The following is an 18,290-nucleotide window of genomic DNA, read 5'->3' on the forward strand; positions in this document are numbered from 1 at the left end:
CCTATTGCTTGCGTGACTTCTTGTCCTGGGCAATGACCTTGCCGATGACGCCGTCGAGCTTGGTGCCCGCGGGCCAGCCCGCGTAATGGCAGAGGAACAGCGCGATCTCGCGCAGCTGCTCCTCGTCGAGCTCCTCGTTGCGCAGCGCCGCGCCGATCTGGATCTCGGCAATGTCGAACAGGCCCTGTGCGGTGAGCGCGCCGAGCAGCAGCAGGCGACGGTCGCGAATGGAAAGGCCGGGGCGGGACCAGATCTCGGCGAAGAGATGATCGGCGGTGACCGCGAAGTGCGCGCCCGGGCCGTCCTGGAACTCCCAGCCGTACACCTCGGTCATCTTCTTCAAACCGCGTTGCCTGCGCTCGTCTGTCATGACTGTTCCTTCGCGATATCGCCGGGGCCGACGCCGAGGCCGTCGCCCAGGTTGTGCAGGGACTGTTGCGCCAGCGGAAGTTCCACGCCCAGCCGCCGTCCCAGGTCGAGGGCCAGGGACAGGTCCTTCTCGCCGAGATTGCGGACGTGGCTGAGGATGGGGAACCAGAAGTCGTCCGCGGCCACCGGCGCGGTGGTGTCGCGCAGCATGATCGAGCCGGGACCGCCGGTGTGCGAATCGGAATGCCGGACCACCTTGCCGAGCTCGGTGATGTCCAGGCCCGCCGATTCGGCCAGGCGCTGCGCCTCCGAGGCCGCGGTGAAGGCGACGAAGTGCATGAGGTTGCGGGCCAGCTTCATGCGCGTGCCCGCGCCGACCGGTCCGGCGTGCACGATCAGGGAGCCGAAGCGGGAGAACGGTTCTCGCACGGTGGCGAAGGCCGTCTCGCTGCCGCCGACCATGACCGCGAGCGCGCCGTGCTGGGCGGCCGGAGCGCCGCCGCTGATGGGGGCGTCCACGAATTCCACTCCGGAGTCGGCGCATTCGGCGGCCAGCTGGACCGCCGTGTCATCGGCGATGGTGGAGTGGACCGCGATGACCGTGCCGGGCTTGGCGGTGGTCAAGAGTCCGTTCGGACCCGAGACGACCGCGCGCACCTGGGCGTCGTCGAGCACGACCACCGACACCACGCCGCAGCGCTCCGCGACTTCGGCGGCCGAGTCGGCGTGTGCCGCACCATCTTCGGTGAAAGGCCGCACGGCTTCGGCTCGCATATCGCACACCACCAGCCCGCCGGGCCAGTCGAGCAGGCGCCGGGCCATGGGGGCGCCCATATTGCCCAGGCCGATGAAACCGACTGTGATTTCGCGGGTTTCGCTCATGGCCGGAACACTTGCCCGCCGTCGACGGTGAGCACCTGCCCCGTCACCCACTTGGCGTCGTCGGAGAGCAGATACAGGCACGCGCCCACCAGGTCCTCCGGCGTCCCGAGCCGTTTGATGGCCATCTGCTGCACCATGAGATCGACAATGCTGCCGGGCACCTTGGTGCGGGTGGCCTCGGTATCGGTGGGTCCCGGCGCGATGGCATTGACGCGGATATTCGATCCGCCCAGCTCGTGCGCCAATTGCTGGGTGAGGCTGTTGATTCCGGCCTTGGCCACACCGTAGAACCCGGAGTACAGCCAGGCGGCATTGGAGGACTGGTTCACGATGGAGCCGCCGCCCCCGGCCGACATGTGCTGCCAGACCGCGCGGGTCATATTCAGCGCGCCGTCGAGATTCACGCCCATGAACGTCTTGTAGTAGTCCCAGGGCACGGTGAGCAGCAGATCGAGCTTCATGGAGCCGTAGATGGCGGCATTGTTGACCAGATGGTCGATGCCGCCGAACTCTTTCACCGTGAATTCCGCGACGGCCGCGCCGGATTCGGGGTCGGCGACGTCCGCGGTGTGGAATACGGCCGTGCCGCCGTCCGCGGTGATCTGCTTGGCGACCTCCGCGCCGCGCTCGCCGTCGATATCGGCCACCACGACCCGCGCGCCCTCCGCGGCCAGGGCCTGCGCGTACACCGCCCCGATGCCCTGGGCGGCTCCGGTGACTATCACGGACTTATCGGTGAATCGGGCCATGTCCTGCACTCCTTCAGACGCCGGTCGCGATGAGCTTGGTCTCGGTGTATTCCTCGAATCCGGCGACGCCCATCTCCCGTCCGATGCCGGACTGCTTGTATCCGCCGAACGGGGCGTCGGCCGAGTACCAGATGCCGCCGTTCACGCTGAGGGTCCCGGTGCGCACGCCCTCCACGACGGTGCGGACGCGGTTCGGATCGGCGCCCCACACCGAGCCGGACAGGCCGTAGGGGGAGTCGTTGGCGAGGCGGACGGCATCGGCGTCGCCGTCGTGCGGGATGATGACCAGCACCGGGCCGAAGATCTCCTCCTGGGCCGGAATCGCCGAATTCGGCAGGCCGGCAATGAGAGTCGGCTCGAGAAAATAGCCGTCCCGCTCGGGCCGCGCACCGCCGGTGACGATGGTGCCGCCCGCCGCGCGCGCGAGCTCGAGATAGTGTTCGACGCGTTCGCGCTGACGATCGGAAATCAATGGGCCGCAGACGGTCCCGCTCTTGTTCGGGTCGCCCGGCTTGATATTGCCCAGCGTGCGGGCGGCGATTTCGACGGCTTCGTCGTGGCGCTCCCGCGGCACCAGCAGCCTGGTGTTGATCGCGCAGCCCTGACCCGCGTGCACGCAGACGCCGAAGGACGCGTAGCTGACCGCCGCGGTCAGATCCGCGTCGTCGAGCACGATGAACGCCGACTTGCCGCCCAGTTCGAGGAAGACCTTCTTCAAAGACGCTGCCGCAGCGGCCATGACGGCCCGGCCGGTCCGGGTGGACCCGGTGAAGGTGATCATGTCCACCCGCGGATCGGTGACCAGCTGTGCGCCGAGCGCATGGTCGTCGCCGGTGACGATATTGACCACGCCCGCCGGAATATCGGTCTCCTCGGCGATGATCCGGCCCACGACCGCCGCGCACCAGGGCGTATCGGGTGCGGGCTTGAGCACCACCGTGGTGCCCGCCGCCAGCGCCGGGCCCAGCTTGGCGAAATTGATCTGATGCGGGAAGTTCCAGGGGGTGATGGCCCCGACCACGCCGATGGGTTCGCGCCGCAGCCGCCGGCTGCTCTTGATGCCCATGGGCGCGGCAATGCCGAGATCGGTTTCCCAGCTGTAGTTCTCGGCCAGATCCGCGAAGTAGCCGAGATCGTTGACCGGTCCTTCCAGCTGCGGACCGCTGGTGAGCATGCGGGGCGCGCCGGCCTCGGCGATGGTGATCTCGCGCAGCGCCTCGATATTGTTCCGCAGCGCATCGCGCAATTGCCGCAGACAGCGCGCCCGGAAGCCGTGATCGCGGCTCCACCCGGTGGCGTCGAAGGCCGTGCGCGCGGCGGCGATGGCGGCATCCATATCGGTGGCGTCGGCCTTGGCCGCATGGCCGAGAACGGTGCCGTCGGCCGGGTTGACCGTGGGAAACACCCCGCCCCGGCCGGGCACGAGTTTGCCGCCGATCAGCAGCGCGGAGTTGCCGTCGGGAACGAGACTGCTCGAGCTCATCGGTAGCTCCCATGCTGTCCGGACACGTGTACGGACTATAGGTTCGGCCCTTCCGGACGCGCAAGAACATGTTTCAGAAATGGCGGTTTTCGGCGATCGCCCGATCCGGTCAAATTCGGGATTCCATTGTCAGGCACCTGCCGCGCTAGTACCGTACAGACACGTGTCCAGCTACGTGTCCCCGTAGCCGCCGGGCGTTCCGCGCCGCCGCTGAACGCGTTATCGAATACGAGGTGCAGAGACGATGACCGCAGCCTCCCTCGAGCCGCTGCTCTTCGACCCCTACGACTACCGCATCCACGAGGACCCGTACCCGGTCTACCAGCGGCTGCGCACCGAACAGCCGCTGTACCACAATCCGGAACTGGACTTCTGGGCCTTGTCGCGGCATGCCGACGTGACCGCCGGATTCCGTGACGACCTGCGGCTGTCCAGCGCCAATGGGGTCTCGCTGGATCCGGCCGCGTGGGGGCCGCACGCGCATCGCACCATGTCGTTCCTGGCCATGGACGATCCGGCGCACCTGCGCCTGCGCAAGCTGGTGTATCAGGGGTTCACACCGCGGCGGGTGAACGAGATGAGCGAGCGGATCCGGGAGATCACGCTACGGCACCTCGAACCCGCCCTGGCGGCAGGCGGTTTCGACTGGATCGACGAGGTGGCGGGCAAGCTGCCGATGGACGTGGTGTCCGAACTGCTCGGGGTGCCCGAGGCGGATCGGGCCGAATTGCGCAGGCTCGCCGACATTCTGGTGCATCGCGAGGAGGGCGTGCTCGATGTGCCCGTCGCGGCCATGGAGGCTTCGCTGCACCTGATCGGCTATTACGCCGAGATGGTGGCGCAGCGGCGCAAGCGGCCAACCGCGGATCTCACCTCCGCGCTGGTGGGGGCCGAGATCGACGGGGACCGGCTCACCGAGAACGAGATCATCGGGTTCATGTTCCTCATGGTGGTCGCGGGGAACGAGACGACCACGAAACTGCTGGGGAACGCGCTGTATTGGGCCGGACGCAATCCGGACCAGTACGCCAAGGTCGTGGCGCATCCGGAACTGGTCGAGGACTGGGTGGACGAGACGCTGCGCTACGACGCGTCCACGCAGATCCTGGCGCGGACGGCCGCCGTGGATCTGGAGTACTACGGGCGGACAATTCCGGAGGGGTCGAAGGTCCTGCTGCTGATCGGATCCGCGAACCGCGACGACGCCGTCTTCCACGATCCGGATCGATACGACATCGAACGGCCGGACAAGGGCGGATTGATCAGCTTCGGGCGGGGCGTGCACTTCTGCCTGGGCGCGCACCTGGCGCGGCTGGAATCGGCAATCGTGTTGCGGGAGTTCGCGACCCGGGTGCGTGGGTACGAGGTCGCGGAATCCGGGGCCGAGCGGGTGCATTCGGTCAACGTCCGCGGTTTCGCGAAGCTCCCGGTCACCGTGGAGGTGCGGTAATGCCTCGTTTCGCGCCACACCCGCGGCGGCGACCGGCGCTCATCGCGGGCGCGTCCTCCGGGATCGGGGCCGCCACCGCCGTCGCTCTCGCCGAACTCGGGCATCCGGTCGCGCTGGGCGCGCGCCGTGTCGAAGTCTGCGAGACCCTCGCCGAGAAGATCCGCGCCGACGGGGGCGAGGCCTTCGCGCACCGGCTCGACGTCGGTGACGGCGCATCGGTGGACGAGTTCGTCACGGCTGCCGAAAAGGCGCTCGGGCCACTGGAAATCGTCGTCTCCGGTGCGGGCGATCTGGAATTCTCACACGGCTGGACCATGGATCCCGAGGTCTTCCAGGCGCAGATCCTCGTCCACCTGGTCGGCGCGCAACGGCTCGCGCATCGACTCGTGCCCGGCATGGTCGAGCGGCAGCGCGGCGATTTCGTCGTCATCGGCTCGGACTGCGCCGACCATGCCCGGCCCGGCGTCGGGGCGTACAACGCGGCCAAGAGCGGCGTCGAGGCTTTCGCGCGGCAATTGCGCATGGAACTGGAGGGCACCGGCGTGCGCGCCTCGATCGTGCGGCCCGGCCCCACCCAGACCGGAATGGGGATGACGGCCACGCCGGAGGTGGTGGGGCCGCTGCTGGAGGACTGGGTGAAGTGGGGGTTCGCCCGGCACCAGTACTTCCTGCGGGCCTCCGATATCGCCGCGGCCGTGACGGCCGTGGTGTGCACACCGCGCGGCGCGCATCTCGTACTGGTCGAGGTGCAGCCGGAAGCGCCGCTGCGCGAACAGGATTCGGGAGGCAAATAATGCGGCTGGTCGTCGATCTCGACCTGTGCCAGGGCCACGCCGTCTGCCAGGACGAGGCCCCCGAGCTGTTCGAGGTGCCCAAACAGGGACAGGTGCGAATCCTGCGCGCCGATCCCGGAACCGATCTGGAGGCGGCGCGGCTCGCCGTCCGCTACTGCCCGACGCAGGCGCTGTCCCTGCGCGACGATTGAAAGAGGCCGCCATGGGCTGGGAACGCTCCGAACTCGACGATATGATCGCCCGCTGGATCGAGGAGAACAAGCGCTGCGAGGCGCTCGGCGACTGGAAACCCCTCGCCGACTTCTACACCGAGGACGCCACCTACGGCTGGAACTACGGGCCCGCACAGGAATTCATGGCCGTCGGCCGCGACGAGATCCGCGACCTCGCGCTCGATCAGGAGATGTTCGGGCTGGAGGGCTGGACCTATCCGTACCAGGAATTCGTGGTCGACGAGCGCAGCGGCAGCGTCATCGGATTCTGGAAACAGGTCAATGAGAAGCAGCGGCCGGACGGACGGCCCTACAGCCCGGAGGGCATCGGCGGCAGCTGGTTCCGCTACGGCGGCGACGGGCAGTGGAGCTGGCAGCGCGACTTCTTCGACTTCGGCAATGTGACAGCGCTTTTCGTGGAGATGATGTCGGACAACGCGCTCTCGCCCGGCATGCAGAAGCGGATCGAGCGGTCCATGACTGGCGAGCGGCTGCCCGGCTGGTATCGGGTGGGGGAGGGGCCGGTCCCGCTGTGGTGAGCAGTCGCTACGAAACCCTGTCGCGGTCCGAGCTGGCGGTGCTGGTGCCGGAACTGCTGCTGTGCGGGCACCTCATCGACCGGTCCGGCATGGCGCACGCCATCGGCGCCTTCGGGCGCGAGGGCATGACCGAGATCGCGGTGCAGGAATGGCGGCTCGCCAGTCCGGTGTACACGCGGCGGCTGCGAAAAGCGCTGGGAATCAGCGGCGATGGCGTGGACGCCATCTTCAAGTGCTTCCAATTCGATATCGGCGCGCCACCGCAGTTCATGGACTTCCGGTTCCGGGTGCACGACCACGATCACGGGGAATTCCACCTCGATCACTGCGGCGCGCTGGCGGATGTGGAGCCGATGGGGGAGGAGTACGTGGTGGCCATGTGCCATCACATCGAGGATCCGACCTTCGACGCGACCGCGCTGGCGACGAATCCGCGGGCGCGGGTGCGGCCGGTGCACCGGCCGCCGCGGGTGCCGGCGGATCGGACACCGGTGTGCGCATGGACGGTGACCATCGACCCTGCGGCCGAGCCGGTCCCGAATCCGGAGTCGGCGCTCGCGGACACGCACGCGGCGCGTGTGGAACTCGGTGCGATCGATCCCGGCGACCCGGGGCTGGCGGACTATGCGGGACCGCTGCTCAGCGATGTGCCGTGGGGCGACTTCTCGCGGTCGGCGCTCGTTCGGATCGCGGATGAGATTGCCCTGCAACATCATCTGCTGACCCTCGGCTTTTGCGCCGGGGTCGGCGCGCGGGTGGAAGCCGGGGTGGCGGCGGATATCGTTCGGAAGCAGTTCGCGGGCATCGCCGGGCTCACCTCGGAACGGATTCGCACCGCGCTCGGACTCGGCGACGACGCGGCAGCGCTGGCCAAGGTGCTGCGGTTGCACCCGGCGTTGAATCCGGCGGCCTATGTGCACGCCGAGGTTTCGAACGAAGTGCGCGACCGGGATCGGGTCGTGGAACTGCGGCTGGCCCGCGACTGCGGGGCGGTCGCCGACGGTGGCTGGGCCGCCCTGCTGGACGCCGAGCATCTCGATCCGCTGAACGCACTGGTGCGCGGGGTGAATCCGCGCTTCGAGGTGCGCGTCCGAGCCGCCGACGCGGACGCATTGACCATCGAAATCGGCTCCGCGGCCGCGCCTTTCCCGGAAGCTGCCGAGGTCGCCATCACCCGCTTCAGCTCCGGTGCCGCCTTCACCTTCACCGATCGAGGCGCACCCCTGCCACTCACTGTCCTTTAGAAATCAGGAGCAGTCATGGCCCGCAACTTCGCCGACCTCTTCGAACACGCAGCCGACGCCGTACCCGAGCGGACCGCGGTGGTACAGGCCGGGCGGCGGCTCACCTTCGCCGAACTGGACCGTCGCGCCAACCAGTTGGCGCACCACCTCGCCGCGGCCGGGGCGAAGCCGGGCGCCCATATCGGATTCCATATGCACAACAGCATCGAGACCCTCGAAACGTTGCTGGGCTGCTTCAAGATTCGCGCGGTACCGATCAATATCAACTATCGGTATCGGGCCGAGGAACTGCGCTACGTCTACGACAACGCCGACCTGGAAATGGTGATCCACCACCGCTGTTACGCACCCCTCATCGAAGAAGTGCGGCCGCAACTGCCCACGCTGCGGCATGCGCTGGTGGTCGAGGACGATCAGGGCGGGGACGGTGTGCCCTCCGGCTCGGTGGCGTACGAGCGAGCGCTCGAAAGCGGTTCTCCAGAGCGCGATTTCGGTGAGCGTAGTTCCGATGACCTGTTCATCATGTACACCGGCGGCACTACCGGCCTCCCCAAGGGCGTCATGTGGCGGCAGGAGGACATGTGGCGAGTCCTCGGCGGCGGCATCGACTTCTACACCGGTGAACCGGTCGCCGACGAATACCAGCAGTCCCGCAACGGATCACAAGGCCAGCCCATGCGCTGGTTCGTCCTGCCGCCCCTCATCCACGCCGCCGCCATGATGCCGACCTTCACCGCCCTGTGGTCGGGCAATACGGTCATCTTCGAACCCCGCTTCGATCCGGCCCGAGTCTGGCAAGTGCTGGCGGCCGAACAAGCCAACATCCTCGTCATCACCGGCGACGCCATTGCCCGCCCCCTCATCGACGCCTATCGCGCCACGCCCGTGGACACGTCCTCCCTGTGGTCCATCGGGTCCGGAGCCGCCCAGCTGACCCAGCCCGTGAAAAACGAGCTACTGGAGCTGTTCCCGTCCACCCTGATCACCGAATCCATCGGCTCCTCCGAAACCGGTTTCGGCGGAATAGGATTCGCGCAGAAGGACGATGACCCGGCCCGCGGCCCGCGCGTCAATGTCAGCCGTGGCGCGACAGTCGTCGACGACGCCGGGCACCCCGTGCCTCCCGGCGGCGAAGGCTGGGTCGCCAAAACCGGCAATGTACCCATCGGCTACTACAAGGATCCCGCCAAGACCGGCAAACTCTTCCGCACCGTGGAGGGCGTCCGCATGGTCATCACCGACGATCGCGCCCGAGTCGAAGCGGACGGTTCGGTCACCCTCATCGGCCGCGGCAACATGGTCATCAACACCGGCGGCGAAAAGGTCTTCCCCGAAGAGGTCGAAGCCATCGTCAAGGCCCACCCCGGCGTCTACGACGCCGTCGTCATCGGCGTACCGCACGAACGCTGGGGACACCAGGTGGCCGCCATCGTCTCCGCCGCCGGCGAGCTGGACATCCCCGACCTCGAACGTCACGTGCGCGCCCACCTCGCCGGATACAAGGTGCCGCGCCGCATCTGGGTGACCGGCACGGTGGGCCGCACTCCGAGCGGCAAACCCGACTACCGCTGGGCGAAGGCGTACGCCGCCGCCCACCCGGCCGATCACGAAGCGCAATAACCGGTTATGGAATCGAAGCCCATCCCCGAGCCCGTTCATCGGGATAACCCGGCAGAACCTGTGGCGGATGCCACAGGAACCTGTTCTAATTCGAGCATGGCGGAGGCGCATACCATCCAAGGTGAACACGTGCGAATGCCGGTGCGGATCCGGCAGGCGGACGCGTGCTCGGCCTTGTTCGCGGCCGATGTCGCCGCCGCGCGGGGGATACTCGCGGCGACCGGGCTCGAGCCCGTCACCGTATTCGGGCGGGCCGTGGTGTCGCTGGCCTTCGTGCGCTATGTCGACGGGGACCTCGGGCCGTACCACGAATTCGCCTTCTCGCTCATGGCCCGGCAGCCGGGGCGGAAAGGGAGCACCGGGGCCTACATTCACTGGCTGCCGGTGAATCAGAGCTTCACCTGTGAAGCCGGGCAATCGATTTGGGGGTTTCCCAAGTTGATGGCCGATATCGACATCACGCCGGTGCGGGGCGGCAAGCGCTGTGCGGTGCGGGTGGACGGGCAGCTCGTGGTCGCCTTGCGCATCGCCGACGGCCTGCCCATGCCCGGCGGGGCCGGCGGGGCGTCCATCGACGCCTACACCTATCGCGACGGCCTGCTGCGCCGCACGCCGTGGGTGATGAATCCGGCGCGGGTGCGGGGGCGGCCCGGCGGGGCGCGGGTCGAACTCGGCGATCACCCTGTCGCCGAACAACTTCGCTCGCTCGGCCTGCCCCGGACGGCGCTCTTCTCCAGCGGAATCGGCGCGCTCCGCATGACTTTCGACGACGCCACCACGGTGTTGCAGACCCGGGAGGGACGATGACCCAGACAGCACTCGTAACCGGCGCGGCCAGCGGCATGGGCCGCATAGTCGCGCAGCGGCTGGCCGCGGCGGGCTGGCGGGTGGCCGCCGTCGATCTGAATCCGGACGGGCTGGCCGAGACCGCCCAGCGGTCGCCGAACATGCACACCTACACCTGCGACGTCTCCGATACCGAGCAGGTCTTCGCGGTCGTGGAGAAGGTGCGCGCCGAACTTGGCGCCATCGACCGGCTGGTGCACGCGGCGGGCATGTGCCACGTGCACGCTCACGCGCTGGATCACAATGTGGCGCAGATCAAGAAGATGATCGACGTCAACTACATCGGCACCGTCAACCTGTGCCAGGCCGTCATACCCGCCATGCAGCAGGCCGGCGCGGGCACCGTGGTGCTGTTCGCCTCGGTGGCGGGCTGGCTGCCGTCGCCGGGCATGGCCGGATACTCGGCCTCGAAGTTCGCGGTCATCGGATTCGTCGACAGCCTCTCCTACGAACTGGCCGGCTCGGGCGTGCGCCTGCTCGCGCTGTGCCCGCCCATGGTGGAGACGCCGTTCCTGGACGCGGTCCGCAAGGAGAACGAATCCGTCCTCGGCGGCGCCGACGGCGTCACCCCGGAGTCGGTGGTCGACGCCCTGGAAAAGGCGCTCGCCAAGCCCAAGAACCCGCTGTTCGTCTTCCCCGGCCCGGCCAAACCCCAGTACTACATGCGGCGATTCGCACCCGGCCTGGCGCGCCGGATACTGGCCCGCATGGTCAAGCCGACGGACTAGCTCCGTCGTGCGGATGCCGGCACGTGCTCCGATCGGCATCCGCAACCGGCGCTGGGCGATCGGGGCTCTGCGATCGCCCAGCGCTGCTCACCCGCCCGCTCCTCTCGGATTCTGGGTTCCAGGGGTGTCAACCCCTGGGAGTCCCGAGAGTTGGGTCCAGCTAGCGCTCAGCGAATATTCGCTGGCCTGCGACCGCCCGGACGCGAGACCATAGCTCACCTGCATCGCTCGTCATTTCGAGTCGAGAGGGGAAGCATGAGTTCACGCGCAACGGCGGTCAAGCTGGTGCTGCGTTATTACGGCCGGGAGATGGCCTCCCGCAAGGCCATAGCGATTCCGGCGCTATTCGCGCCGGCACTCGGCAATATCTGCAACTTGTACGTGGCGCCCCTGCTGGTCGCCATGATGGTCGGCCGGGTCGCGGTCACCGGGGATGCGAGCTTCGGGGCGCTGGCGCCCTACATTCTCGCCTTCGCCGGCGCGCTGCTGCTCGCGGAGGTGTTGTGGCGCATCGGAATACACTGCCTGAACCGGGTCGACGCCTACGGTATCGAGGCGTTGTACGTGCGCGCCATGGACGAGCTGCTCGCCAAGGACGCGGCGTTCTTCCACAATAACTTCGCCGGTTCGCTGACGAAGCGCTCGCTCAGCTTCGCGTCCCGCTTCGAGCAGTTCGTGGACACCCTCGCCTTCGAGATCCTGGCGGCCCTGGTGCCGCTGGTATTCGCCTCGGTGGTGCTGTGGCGCTACGACCCCATGCTGGTCGTGGTCCTGCTGGGGATGATCGTGGTGACCGCGCTGGTCATCATGCCGCTGATCCAGCGCCGCCAGAAGCTGGTGGACGACCGCGAGGCCGCCATTGCGCGGGTGTCCGGGCATGTGGCCGACAGCCTGGCCAATATGCAGGTGGTGCGCGCCTTCGCGGCCGAACCGCAGGAGGCCGCCGAACATCAGCGCCGGGTCGCCTGGTCGCGGCGAAAGGCCCTGCGCTCCTGGGATTACGCCAACCTGCGCATCGACACGCTGGTGGCGCCGATCGTGGTGCTCACCAATGTGATCGGCCTGCTGATCGCGCTGGGGCTCGCCGACGGGAAGCTCGGGGTGGAAGCCATCGTGGTGGCCTTCACCTACTACTTCAACGCCACCGGCATCATGTTCCGGTTCAACCAGATCTACCGGCGGCTGGAGAGCGTGCTCACCGAGGCCGCGCAGTTCACCGAACTGCTGGCCGACAAGCCCACGGTGCTGGACGTGCCGGATCCGGAACCCTTGCAGCCCACAGGGTTCGGTGTGCGATTCGAACAGGTGGACTTCACCCACGCGGGCGCGCGCCAACTGTTCGACGGCCTGAACCTGGATGTGCCCAGCGGCGCCAAGGTCGGCCTGGTCGGGCGTTCCGGCGGCGGCAAGACCACCATCACCCAGCTACTGCTGCGGTTGATGGACATCCAATCCGGCGCCATCCGCATCGGCGGCCAGGACATCGCCCGGTTGCGGCAGGCCGATCTCCGCAGCCTGATCGCCTACGTGCCACAGGATCCGGCCATGTTCCACCGCACCCTGCGCGAGAACATCCGCTTCGCCCGCCCCGACGCCACCGACGAGGAAATCCTGCGCGCCGCCAAGGCCGCCCACGTCACCGAATTCGCCGAAGACCTGCCCCAGGGCATGGACACCCTCATCGGCGAGCGCGGCGTGAAACTCTCCGGCGGCCAGCGCCAGCGCGTGGCCCTGGCCCGCGCCATCCTGCGCGACGCCCCCATCCTGCTCCTGGACGAGGCCACCAGCGCCCTCGACTCCGAGAGCGAACTGCTTGTCCAGCAAGCACTCTGGGAGCTGATGGAAGGGCGTACGGCGCTGGTGGTCGCGCACCGGCTGAGCACCGTAGCCGGCATGGACCGACTGGTGGTACTCGACCACGGGCGAATCGTCGAGCAAGGCACCCACGAGCAACTGCTACGCGCGGAAGGAACATACGCGCAACTGTGGCGGCACCAATCGGGTGGATTCCTCGGCGAAGAAGTAGTCGCCCGCTGACGGGGAGTCGGCTGCTGTGAGTGCGGCAGTCGACTCCCCGAAAGTTCTACTTGCCCTGGAAGTTCGGCTTCCGCTTCTCGGCGAAGGCGCGCGGGCCCTCCTTCGCGTCCTCGCTGCGGAAGACCGGCAGACCCACCTTCGCGTCGATCTTGAAAGCTTCCTCTTCGTGCATGCCTTCGGTATCGCGCATGACCTTGAGGATCGCCTGCACCGCAAGCGGTCCGTTGTTGTTGATCAACTCGGCGATTTCGAGAGCCTTGTCGAGCGCGCTCCCATCCGGCACCACATGCCCGATGAGCCCGAACTTCAACGCCTCCGCCGCGGTGATGTGCCGCCCGGTGAGCAGCAGCTCCGCCGCCACGGTGTACGGAATCTGCCGCGGCAACCGCACCGCCGACCCGCCCATCGGGAACAGGCTCCACTTCGCCTCGGACACACCGAATTTGGCGCTCTCTCCCGCGATGCGAATATCGGTGCCCTGGAGGATCTCGGTCCCGCCCGCGATGGCGGGACCTTCCACGGCCGCGATGAGCGGCTTGGACAGCCGATATCCCTTGAGCAGCCCCGGCATCCGCGTCGGATCGAACGAACTCCCGCTGGTCATATTGTCGCCCGGATTGGACTTGGCCATATTCTTCAGATCCGCGCCCGCGCAGAACGCCCCGCCGGCCCCGGTGAGAACGCAGCTCCGGATCTCCGGATCGCTGTCCACCCGCTCCCACGCCTCGGTCATGATCGCCAGCATCTCGCCGGTGAGCGCGTTCTTGGCGTTCGGCCGGTTCATGGTGACGATGAGCGTCCCGCCCCGCTTCTCCACCAGCGCGTGCGGCTCGGTGTTGCTACTTGTTTCAGCAGTGGCTGTGGTCATCGCCGACCTTTCTTTCCGCAGGATCAAACCGTCGATTCCGGGATGAAACTACCCCGCGCCGTTGTACTGAACAATAACGTGTTCTAGTTTGGATCATGGTGACCGCCGTCACGGGCGGCAAGTAATGGAGAGAGCACCATGAGCACAACGCAGAGCGGCTCGCGGGCGAAGCTGCCCCCGCGCATCACGGAATCCCTCGTCAACCGGCTCACCGCCATGGTGGCCGCCGGCCAGGCGGGCGAGACCCGCGAACCGTACGACATGATCGAGGTCTATACCGGCGATATCGTCGGGCAGTTGCCGCAATCCTCCCCGGAAGATGTGCGGGCCGCGGTTGCCACCTCGCGCGCCGCGCAGAAGGAGTGGGCGAGCCGCCCGCTCGAGCAGCGGCTCGCGGTGTTCGAGCGCGCGCACGAGCTGATTCTCTCCGAGATCGAGACCATTGCCGATCTCATTCAGATCGGCTGCGGCAAGACCCGGCGCATGGCCATCGAGGAAGCCTGCGACACCCCCATGGTGATCGCCCACTACCTCAAGACGGCCAAGAAGACGCTCAAGCCCAAGAAGCGCAGCGGCCCCATGCCGGTCATCACCACCTCCACCGAGGAGCATCGGCCCAAGGGCGTGGTCGCGGTCATCGCCCCCTGGAACTTCCCGTTCGCCATCTCCATGTCCGACTCCACGCCGGCCCTCATCGCGGGCAATGGCGTTGTCATGAAGCCGGACAACAAGACCGCGCTGTGCACCCTCTACGGCATCGAACTGCTGCACAAGGCAGGTCTGCCGCGCGGCCTGATCCAGGTCGTCTGCGGCGGCGGCCCGGATGTGGGCCCGACGCTCATCGACAGCGTCGACTTCGTCATGTTCACCGGTTCCACCGCCACCGGCCGGGTGATCGGCGAACAGGCCGGCCGCAACCTCATCGGCTGTTCCCTGGAACTCGGCGGCAAGAACCCCATGGTCGTCCTGGACGACGCCAATCTCGACGAGGCCATCCCGTCGGCCACCTTCGCCGTCTACGGCAATACCGGCCAAGCCTGCATGCACATCGAGCGCATCTACGTGCAGGACCGCCTCTACGACGAGTTCGTCCGCCGATTCGTCGCCGCCGCAGCGGAATTGGGCGCCAAGGCCGGCGCCTCCTACACCTTCGACCCGGAGTTCGGCTCGCTGGTCTCGGTGGATCACATGCAGCGCGTCGCCGCCCACGTGGACGAGGCCCGCGACAAGGGCGCCAAGGTCCTGACCGGCGGCAAGCCCCGCCCCGACCTCGGCCCCGCCTTCTACGAGCCCACCGTCCTGACCGACGTCACCCCCGACATGGCCCACGCCACCATGGAAACCTTCGGCCCCGTGGTCACCATCTACAAATTCGCCACCGAGGAAGAGGCCATCCGCCTGGCCAACGCCACCACCTACGGCCTCAATGCCAGCGTCTGGTCCGGAAACCTCGACCGCGCCGCCCGCATAGCCGCCAAGATCGAAGCCGGCAGCGTCAACATCAACGACGGCTTCGTAACCACCTACGCCGCCAAGGGAACCCCCTCCGGCGGCATCAAACAATCCGGCGTAGGCACCCGCCACGGCGCCGCCGGCCTCCTCAAATACACCGACACCATCAACATCGGCGTCCAGAAAAAACAAATCATGGCCGCCCGCTCCAACATGCCCTACGAAAAGCAACTGAAGTCCACCCTGGTAACCCTGCGCCTGATGAAGCGCCTGCACCTGGGCTGAAGTCCCCGCTGCGACGGCCCCGATCGATCCCGGTCGGGGCCGTCGCGCACGTTTAGCCCCGCCGATCCGGGTATATCCGAAAGGGTATGAGCGAATCCACCCTGCTGAAGGAACTGCTCGAACTCGAACACGCCGGCTGGGACTCGTTGTGCGACAACACCGGAGCCGACTTCTACGCCGCCCTCATGACCGACGACGCCCTCATGATCCTGGCCAATGGCACCGTCATGAACCGCGCCACCGTCACCGCCTCCCTGCGCGAAGCCCCACCCTGGCTCACCTACGAGATCACCGACCAGAAGCTGGTCCACGCCGGCCCCAACACCGCGATCCTCGTCTACACCGCCACCGCCCACCGCGCGGACCACGAGCCGCCGTTCCGGGCCCTCATGTCCAGCGTCTACGTTCGCACGAACAACCGCTGGTCACTGGCCTTGTATCAGCAGACTCCGATTCCGGCCTGATCCGGAAACACAAAACCCCCGGCTCTCGAAAGAGCCGGGGGCCGAGTTGTGTCTCAACCACACAGTCGGGGTGACAGGATTTGAACCTGCGACCTCTTCGTCCCGAACCATCAAACGGTCCGGTTTGTCCGTTACTGGCGATTATGGGCGGCGTTGGGGTGTGGCCGTTGCCTGGGGAAATCGGCGTTGGTGATGTTGGGTCGTACATGCGGCGGATGGCTCTGCTGCGGACGCTCTGCGGACCAGGCCCGGTTGATGCAGCGCACTATGCGATGGCCTCTACGGCGTCACACGTCTCAGGACCACTTCTGCTCAACACCGTATTTCAGGACCGGGCCGTAGTACTCGCCGCACTTGAACTGCGCGGAAACGAGATACAAGAAGTACTGCTCTTTGGCCATATCCGATTCCCGAAGCGCAGCGGTTGTCGACGCGACCGGCACGGTCATCCGCAGAAACTTGCATGTAGCTTCCGCTTCTCCGGCAAGCTTTCCGATCTCTCGCTCAACGGAGATGCCGTCATCATTTGCAAGTTCTTCAAGGGTCTGGCCGTAGACGTGCAGTGCCATCTGCTCCGCGAGCTTGGCGTCATCGTCACCAGCCGAAGCCGGGCCGGCGGACGCGCTAACCAATGCCAGCGAGATCATGGCCGTGTATGCAAACCCGCGGATAAGGTGCTTCATAGCGATTCTCCATCAATGCTTATTTGACGAAATATGTTGTACAACAGGGGCATTCATGCTCCGATTTGCGATCTCCACCCCATCGGCCCCCATGTTCGTCCGGGCGGCGATGGTGATCTTTCCAGCGTGCATCGACAACAGCGTCGGCTACGACGGGATCTGGATCGGTCGGCGTATCGGTCATTGGAGCCCCTGTCATGAATGTTGTTGTGCTGCACCGCTTCTTTTCACCGCGTAAGAGGTGAGTTCGGTAGAATCGGGTATCTCCTGCGACCGGTTCTCGGTCACCTCTTACGCAGTGAATTCGAGGGATTCCCATGTTCATCGGTGGACCATTGGCAACCGCAATCGATCGGGTCTGGGACGGTATCCGCCAGCGACACCCGGACGTTCCCGAGGCGGTGGTGGCGATCGCGTCGGGTTCGACGGGGCGCGGGCGGGCGGTCCGGCTCGGGCACTTCGGCCCGGACCTGTGGAGCCGTGGCGGGGCCGCGATGCCGGAGTTGTTCCTCGGCGCAGAAGGTTTGGCCGGCGGCGCCCATGAGGTGCTCGCGACGCTGCTGCATGAGGCGGCTCACGGGATCGCTGTCACCCGTGAGGTGCCCGCGGTCAGCGACGGCGGCCGGTATCACAACGGCAAGTTCAAGCAGATCGCCGAGGAGATCGGCCTGGCTGCCGAGCGGGCTCCCCGCACGGGCTGGTCGGTGACCATGCTGCCGGACGCCACCGCGGGCGAATACCGGCGCGAGATCGGCATCCTGGCCAAGGCGATCGTCGCTCACCGCCTGCCCGAACCGGCCGCCGAGAATCCCGACACGTCTGCCGAGGATGCCGAGGACAGCGACGGCGCGGTGCCGAGTCCGAAGGCGGCCGATCGCAACGGCAGCCCGCTCATCTGCCGGTGCGAGCCGCCGCGCCGGATCCGCGCGCACAAGAAGATCGTTGCCGCCGGGCCGATACTGTGCGGCCTGTGCCAGCAGCCGTTCACTCAATAGTGCAGCTGCGCAAGCGAACTCAGGCCGCCGGGGAGATCCCTCCGTTGTGGTCTATCTTGATGGAGTTCTTCCCTCCTAAGCTGTGAGTTCGTTGGCCTCGTAAGAGGGGAACTGGGCTGTCCCACCGCCGGTGTCCAGAAAACTGGACAGAAACCCCCGCATAAGAGGTGAGCGAGATCCCCGCTTACGCGGGTAGATCAACTCATCGACTCACCGCATAAGAGGTGCACCGTTCCCTGCATAAGCGGTAAGTCCGCCTTCCCCGCCTAAGAGGTGATCCCTTCGTTGTGGTCGTTCTCGGTCCGCGCCCCCTCGCATCGTGACGCTCGCTCGCCACCCTCCCCGTTGTGGTCTGCTCCCAACGCAACGCACATGCCAACGCAACATCCGCACTCAACTGGCCCCTTTGCGGTCCCTCCCTTTGTGGTCTTTCCTTGAATCTCTCACTCTCCCAATCGCAGTCGCTCCTGCCCATGCCCTCTGTACCCAAACTTGGCTCTTGTCTCTCGTGGTCCTGATTCCCTTCAGCGAAGCGGGAGGGAAACAGGACCACGAGAGACAAGAGCCCTGCGCCGAAGGCGCAGCTCAGG

General features: G+C 66.8%; 18 protein-coding genes. 12 read left to right on the forward strand and 6 right to left on the reverse strand.

What is annotated here, in order from left to right; all coding sequences use genetic code 11:
- Nucleotide 1: 1 nt before the first annotated feature.
- From ACFVIV_RS08730 to ACFVIV_RS08745, 4 genes are read right to left on the reverse strand one after another with little or no spacing between them, the layout of a single operon-like run.
- The gene (locus ACFVIV_RS08730) at nt 2-370 is read right to left on the reverse strand and encodes a carboxymuconolactone decarboxylase family protein (protein WP_379194173.1); all 369 of its coding nucleotides are present in this window, start codon (nt 368-370) and stop codon (nt 2-4) included.
- On the reverse strand, nt 367-1,251 hold the full coding sequence (locus ACFVIV_RS08735) for an NAD(P)-dependent oxidoreductase (protein WP_379194174.1): 885 nt from the start codon (nt 1,249-1,251) through the stop codon (nt 367-369). The genes ACFVIV_RS08730 and ACFVIV_RS08735 overlap by 4 nt, the downstream gene beginning before the upstream one ends.
- Nucleotides 1,248-2,000 carry an SDR family oxidoreductase gene (locus tag ACFVIV_RS08740; RefSeq protein WP_379194175.1) on the reverse strand — a complete coding sequence of 251 codons (753 nt, stop codon included), beginning with the start codon at nt 1,998-2,000 and terminating at the stop codon, nt 1,248-1,250. The genes ACFVIV_RS08735 and ACFVIV_RS08740 overlap by 4 nt, the downstream gene beginning before the upstream one ends.
- Nucleotides 2,001-2,013: 13 nt before the next feature.
- Entirely contained in the window at nt 2,014-3,483 is a 1,470-nt protein-coding gene (locus tag ACFVIV_RS08745; RefSeq protein ID WP_379194176.1) for an aldehyde dehydrogenase, read from the reverse strand.
- A 244-nt stretch (nt 3,484-3,727) separates the two neighbouring features.
- Between ACFVIV_RS08745 and ACFVIV_RS08750 the strand changes: the two genes are divergently transcribed.
- From ACFVIV_RS08750 to ACFVIV_RS08790, 9 genes are all read left to right on the forward strand, one after another.
- Nucleotides 3,728-4,933, forward strand: a complete 1,206-nt coding sequence (locus ACFVIV_RS08750) for a cytochrome P450 (protein ID WP_379194177.1) — start codon at nt 3,728-3,730, stop codon at nt 4,931-4,933.
- The gene (locus ACFVIV_RS08755; protein WP_379194178.1) at nt 4,933-5,727 is read left to right on the forward strand and encodes an SDR family oxidoreductase; all 795 of its coding nucleotides are present in this window, start codon (nt 4,933-4,935) and stop codon (nt 5,725-5,727) included. The genes ACFVIV_RS08750 and ACFVIV_RS08755 overlap by 1 nt, the downstream gene beginning before the upstream one ends.
- On the forward strand, nt 5,727-5,918 hold the full coding sequence (locus tag ACFVIV_RS08760; protein WP_379194179.1) for a ferredoxin: 192 nt from the start codon (nt 5,727-5,729) through the stop codon (nt 5,916-5,918). Before ACFVIV_RS08755 ends, ACFVIV_RS08760 begins: the two co-directional genes overlap by 1 nt.
- Before the next feature lie 11 nt (nt 5,919-5,929).
- A complete protein-coding gene (locus ACFVIV_RS08765; protein WP_379194180.1) occupies nt 5,930-6,478 on the forward strand; it encodes a nuclear transport factor 2 family protein in 549 nt (182 codons plus the stop codon).
- Nucleotides 6,472-7,722, forward strand: coding sequence for a hypothetical protein (locus ACFVIV_RS08770; protein WP_379194181.1), 1,251 nt, complete (start codon nt 6,472-6,474; stop codon nt 7,720-7,722). The genes ACFVIV_RS08765 and ACFVIV_RS08770 overlap by 7 nt, the downstream gene beginning before the upstream one ends.
- A gap of 15 nt (nt 7,723-7,737) precedes the next feature.
- Nucleotides 7,738-9,342 (forward strand): acyl-CoA synthetase, encoded by a 1,605-nt coding sequence (locus ACFVIV_RS08775; protein WP_379194182.1) that lies wholly within the window; start codon nt 7,738-7,740, stop codon nt 9,340-9,342.
- Between the two features lie 96 nt (nt 9,343-9,438).
- Nucleotides 9,439-10,149 (forward strand): acetoacetate decarboxylase family protein, encoded by a 711-nt coding sequence (locus ACFVIV_RS08780; RefSeq protein WP_379194183.1) that lies wholly within the window; start codon nt 9,439-9,441, stop codon nt 10,147-10,149.
- The gene (locus tag ACFVIV_RS08785; protein ID WP_379194184.1) at nt 10,146-10,916 is read left to right on the forward strand and encodes an SDR family NAD(P)-dependent oxidoreductase; all 771 of its coding nucleotides are present in this window, start codon (nt 10,146-10,148) and stop codon (nt 10,914-10,916) included. Before ACFVIV_RS08780 ends, ACFVIV_RS08785 begins: the two co-directional genes overlap by 4 nt.
- A 255-nt stretch (nt 10,917-11,171) precedes the next feature.
- Nucleotides 11,172-12,953: an ABC transporter ATP-binding protein gene (locus ACFVIV_RS08790; protein ID WP_379194185.1), complete on the forward strand. Its 1,782-nt coding sequence runs from the start codon at nt 11,172-11,174 to the stop codon at nt 12,951-12,953.
- Nucleotides 12,954-12,999: 46 nt separating this feature from the next.
- Here the strand turns inward: ACFVIV_RS08790 and ACFVIV_RS08795 are convergent, their stop codons facing one another.
- On the reverse strand, nt 13,000-13,821 hold the full coding sequence (locus tag ACFVIV_RS08795) for a crotonase/enoyl-CoA hydratase family protein (protein ID WP_379194186.1): 822 nt from the start codon (nt 13,819-13,821) through the stop codon (nt 13,000-13,002).
- Between the two features lie 138 nt (nt 13,822-13,959).
- Between ACFVIV_RS08795 and ACFVIV_RS08800 the strand changes: the two genes are divergently transcribed.
- Both ACFVIV_RS08800 and ACFVIV_RS08805 read left to right on the forward strand, forming a co-directional pair.
- Nucleotides 13,960-15,558: a succinic semialdehyde dehydrogenase gene (locus tag ACFVIV_RS08800; RefSeq protein ID WP_379194187.1), complete on the forward strand. Its 1,599-nt coding sequence runs from the start codon at nt 13,960-13,962 to the stop codon at nt 15,556-15,558.
- 86 nt (nt 15,559-15,644) lie between these two features.
- A complete protein-coding gene (locus tag ACFVIV_RS08805; protein WP_379194188.1) occupies nt 15,645-16,022 on the forward strand; it encodes a nuclear transport factor 2 family protein in 378 nt (125 codons plus the stop codon).
- 296 nt (nt 16,023-16,318) lie between these two features.
- Here the strand turns inward: ACFVIV_RS08805 and ACFVIV_RS08810 are convergent, their stop codons facing one another.
- Nucleotides 16,319-16,705 (reverse strand): hypothetical protein, encoded by a 387-nt coding sequence (locus ACFVIV_RS08810; RefSeq protein WP_379194189.1) that lies wholly within the window; start codon nt 16,703-16,705, stop codon nt 16,319-16,321.
- 317 nt (nt 16,706-17,022) lie between these two features.
- Between ACFVIV_RS08810 and ACFVIV_RS08815 the strand changes: the two genes are divergently transcribed.
- Nucleotides 17,023-17,700, forward strand: coding sequence for a hypothetical protein (locus tag ACFVIV_RS08815; RefSeq protein WP_379194190.1), 678 nt, complete (start codon nt 17,023-17,025; stop codon nt 17,698-17,700).
- Nucleotides 17,701-18,290: the final 590 nt, after the last annotated feature.

The organism is Nocardia sp. NPDC127526, assembly GCF_042672265.1.
Lineage (GTDB): Bacteria > Actinomycetota > Actinomycetes > Mycobacteriales > Mycobacteriaceae > Nocardia.

Bases quoted from the DNA above. Each gene is read 5' to 3' on its own strand.
- ACFVIV_RS08780 (WP_379194183.1), top strand. From the start codon at position 9,439: ATGGCGGAGGCGCATACCATCCAAGGTGAACACGTGCGAATGCCGGTG.
- ACFVIV_RS08790 (WP_379194185.1), top strand. From the start codon at position 11,172: ATGAGTTCACGCGCAACGGCGGTCAAGCTGGTGCTGCGTTATTACGGC.
- ACFVIV_RS08740 (WP_379194175.1), bottom strand. From the start codon at position 2,000: ATGGCCCGATTCACCGATAAGTCCGTGATAGTCACCGGAGCCGCCCAG.
- ACFVIV_RS08760 (WP_379194179.1), top strand. From the start codon at position 5,727: ATGCGGCTGGTCGTCGATCTCGACCTGTGCCAGGGCCACGCCGTCTGC.
- ACFVIV_RS08800 (WP_379194187.1), top strand. From the start codon at position 13,960: ATGAGCACAACGCAGAGCGGCTCGCGGGCGAAGCTGCCCCCGCGCATC.
- ACFVIV_RS08745 (WP_379194176.1), bottom strand. From the start codon at position 3,483: ATGAGCTCGAGCAGTCTCGTTCCCGACGGCAACTCCGCGCTGCTGATC.
- ACFVIV_RS08805 (WP_379194188.1), top strand. From the start codon at position 15,645: ATGAGCGAATCCACCCTGCTGAAGGAACTGCTCGAACTCGAACACGCC.
- ACFVIV_RS08765 (WP_379194180.1), top strand. From the start codon at position 5,930: ATGGGCTGGGAACGCTCCGAACTCGACGATATGATCGCCCGCTGGATC.
- ACFVIV_RS08775 (WP_379194182.1), top strand. From the start codon at position 7,738: ATGGCCCGCAACTTCGCCGACCTCTTCGAACACGCAGCCGACGCCGTA.
- ACFVIV_RS08785 (WP_379194184.1), top strand. From the start codon at position 10,146: ATGACCCAGACAGCACTCGTAACCGGCGCGGCCAGCGGCATGGGCCGC.
- ACFVIV_RS08735 (WP_379194174.1), bottom strand. From the start codon at position 1,251: ATGAGCGAAACCCGCGAAATCACAGTCGGTTTCATCGGCCTGGGCAAT.
- ACFVIV_RS08755 (WP_379194178.1), top strand. From the start codon at position 4,933: ATGCCTCGTTTCGCGCCACACCCGCGGCGGCGACCGGCGCTCATCGCG.
- ACFVIV_RS08730 (WP_379194173.1), bottom strand. From the start codon at position 370: ATGACAGACGAGCGCAGGCAACGCGGTTTGAAGAAGATGACCGAGGTG.
- ACFVIV_RS08815 (WP_379194190.1), top strand. From the start codon at position 17,023: ATGTTCATCGGTGGACCATTGGCAACCGCAATCGATCGGGTCTGGGAC.
- ACFVIV_RS08810 (WP_379194189.1), bottom strand. From the start codon at position 16,705: ATGAAGCACCTTATCCGCGGGTTTGCATACACGGCCATGATCTCGCTG.
- ACFVIV_RS08750 (WP_379194177.1), top strand. From the start codon at position 3,728: ATGACCGCAGCCTCCCTCGAGCCGCTGCTCTTCGACCCCTACGACTAC.
- ACFVIV_RS08795 (WP_379194186.1), bottom strand. From the start codon at position 13,821: ATGACCACAGCCACTGCTGAAACAAGTAGCAACACCGAGCCGCACGCG.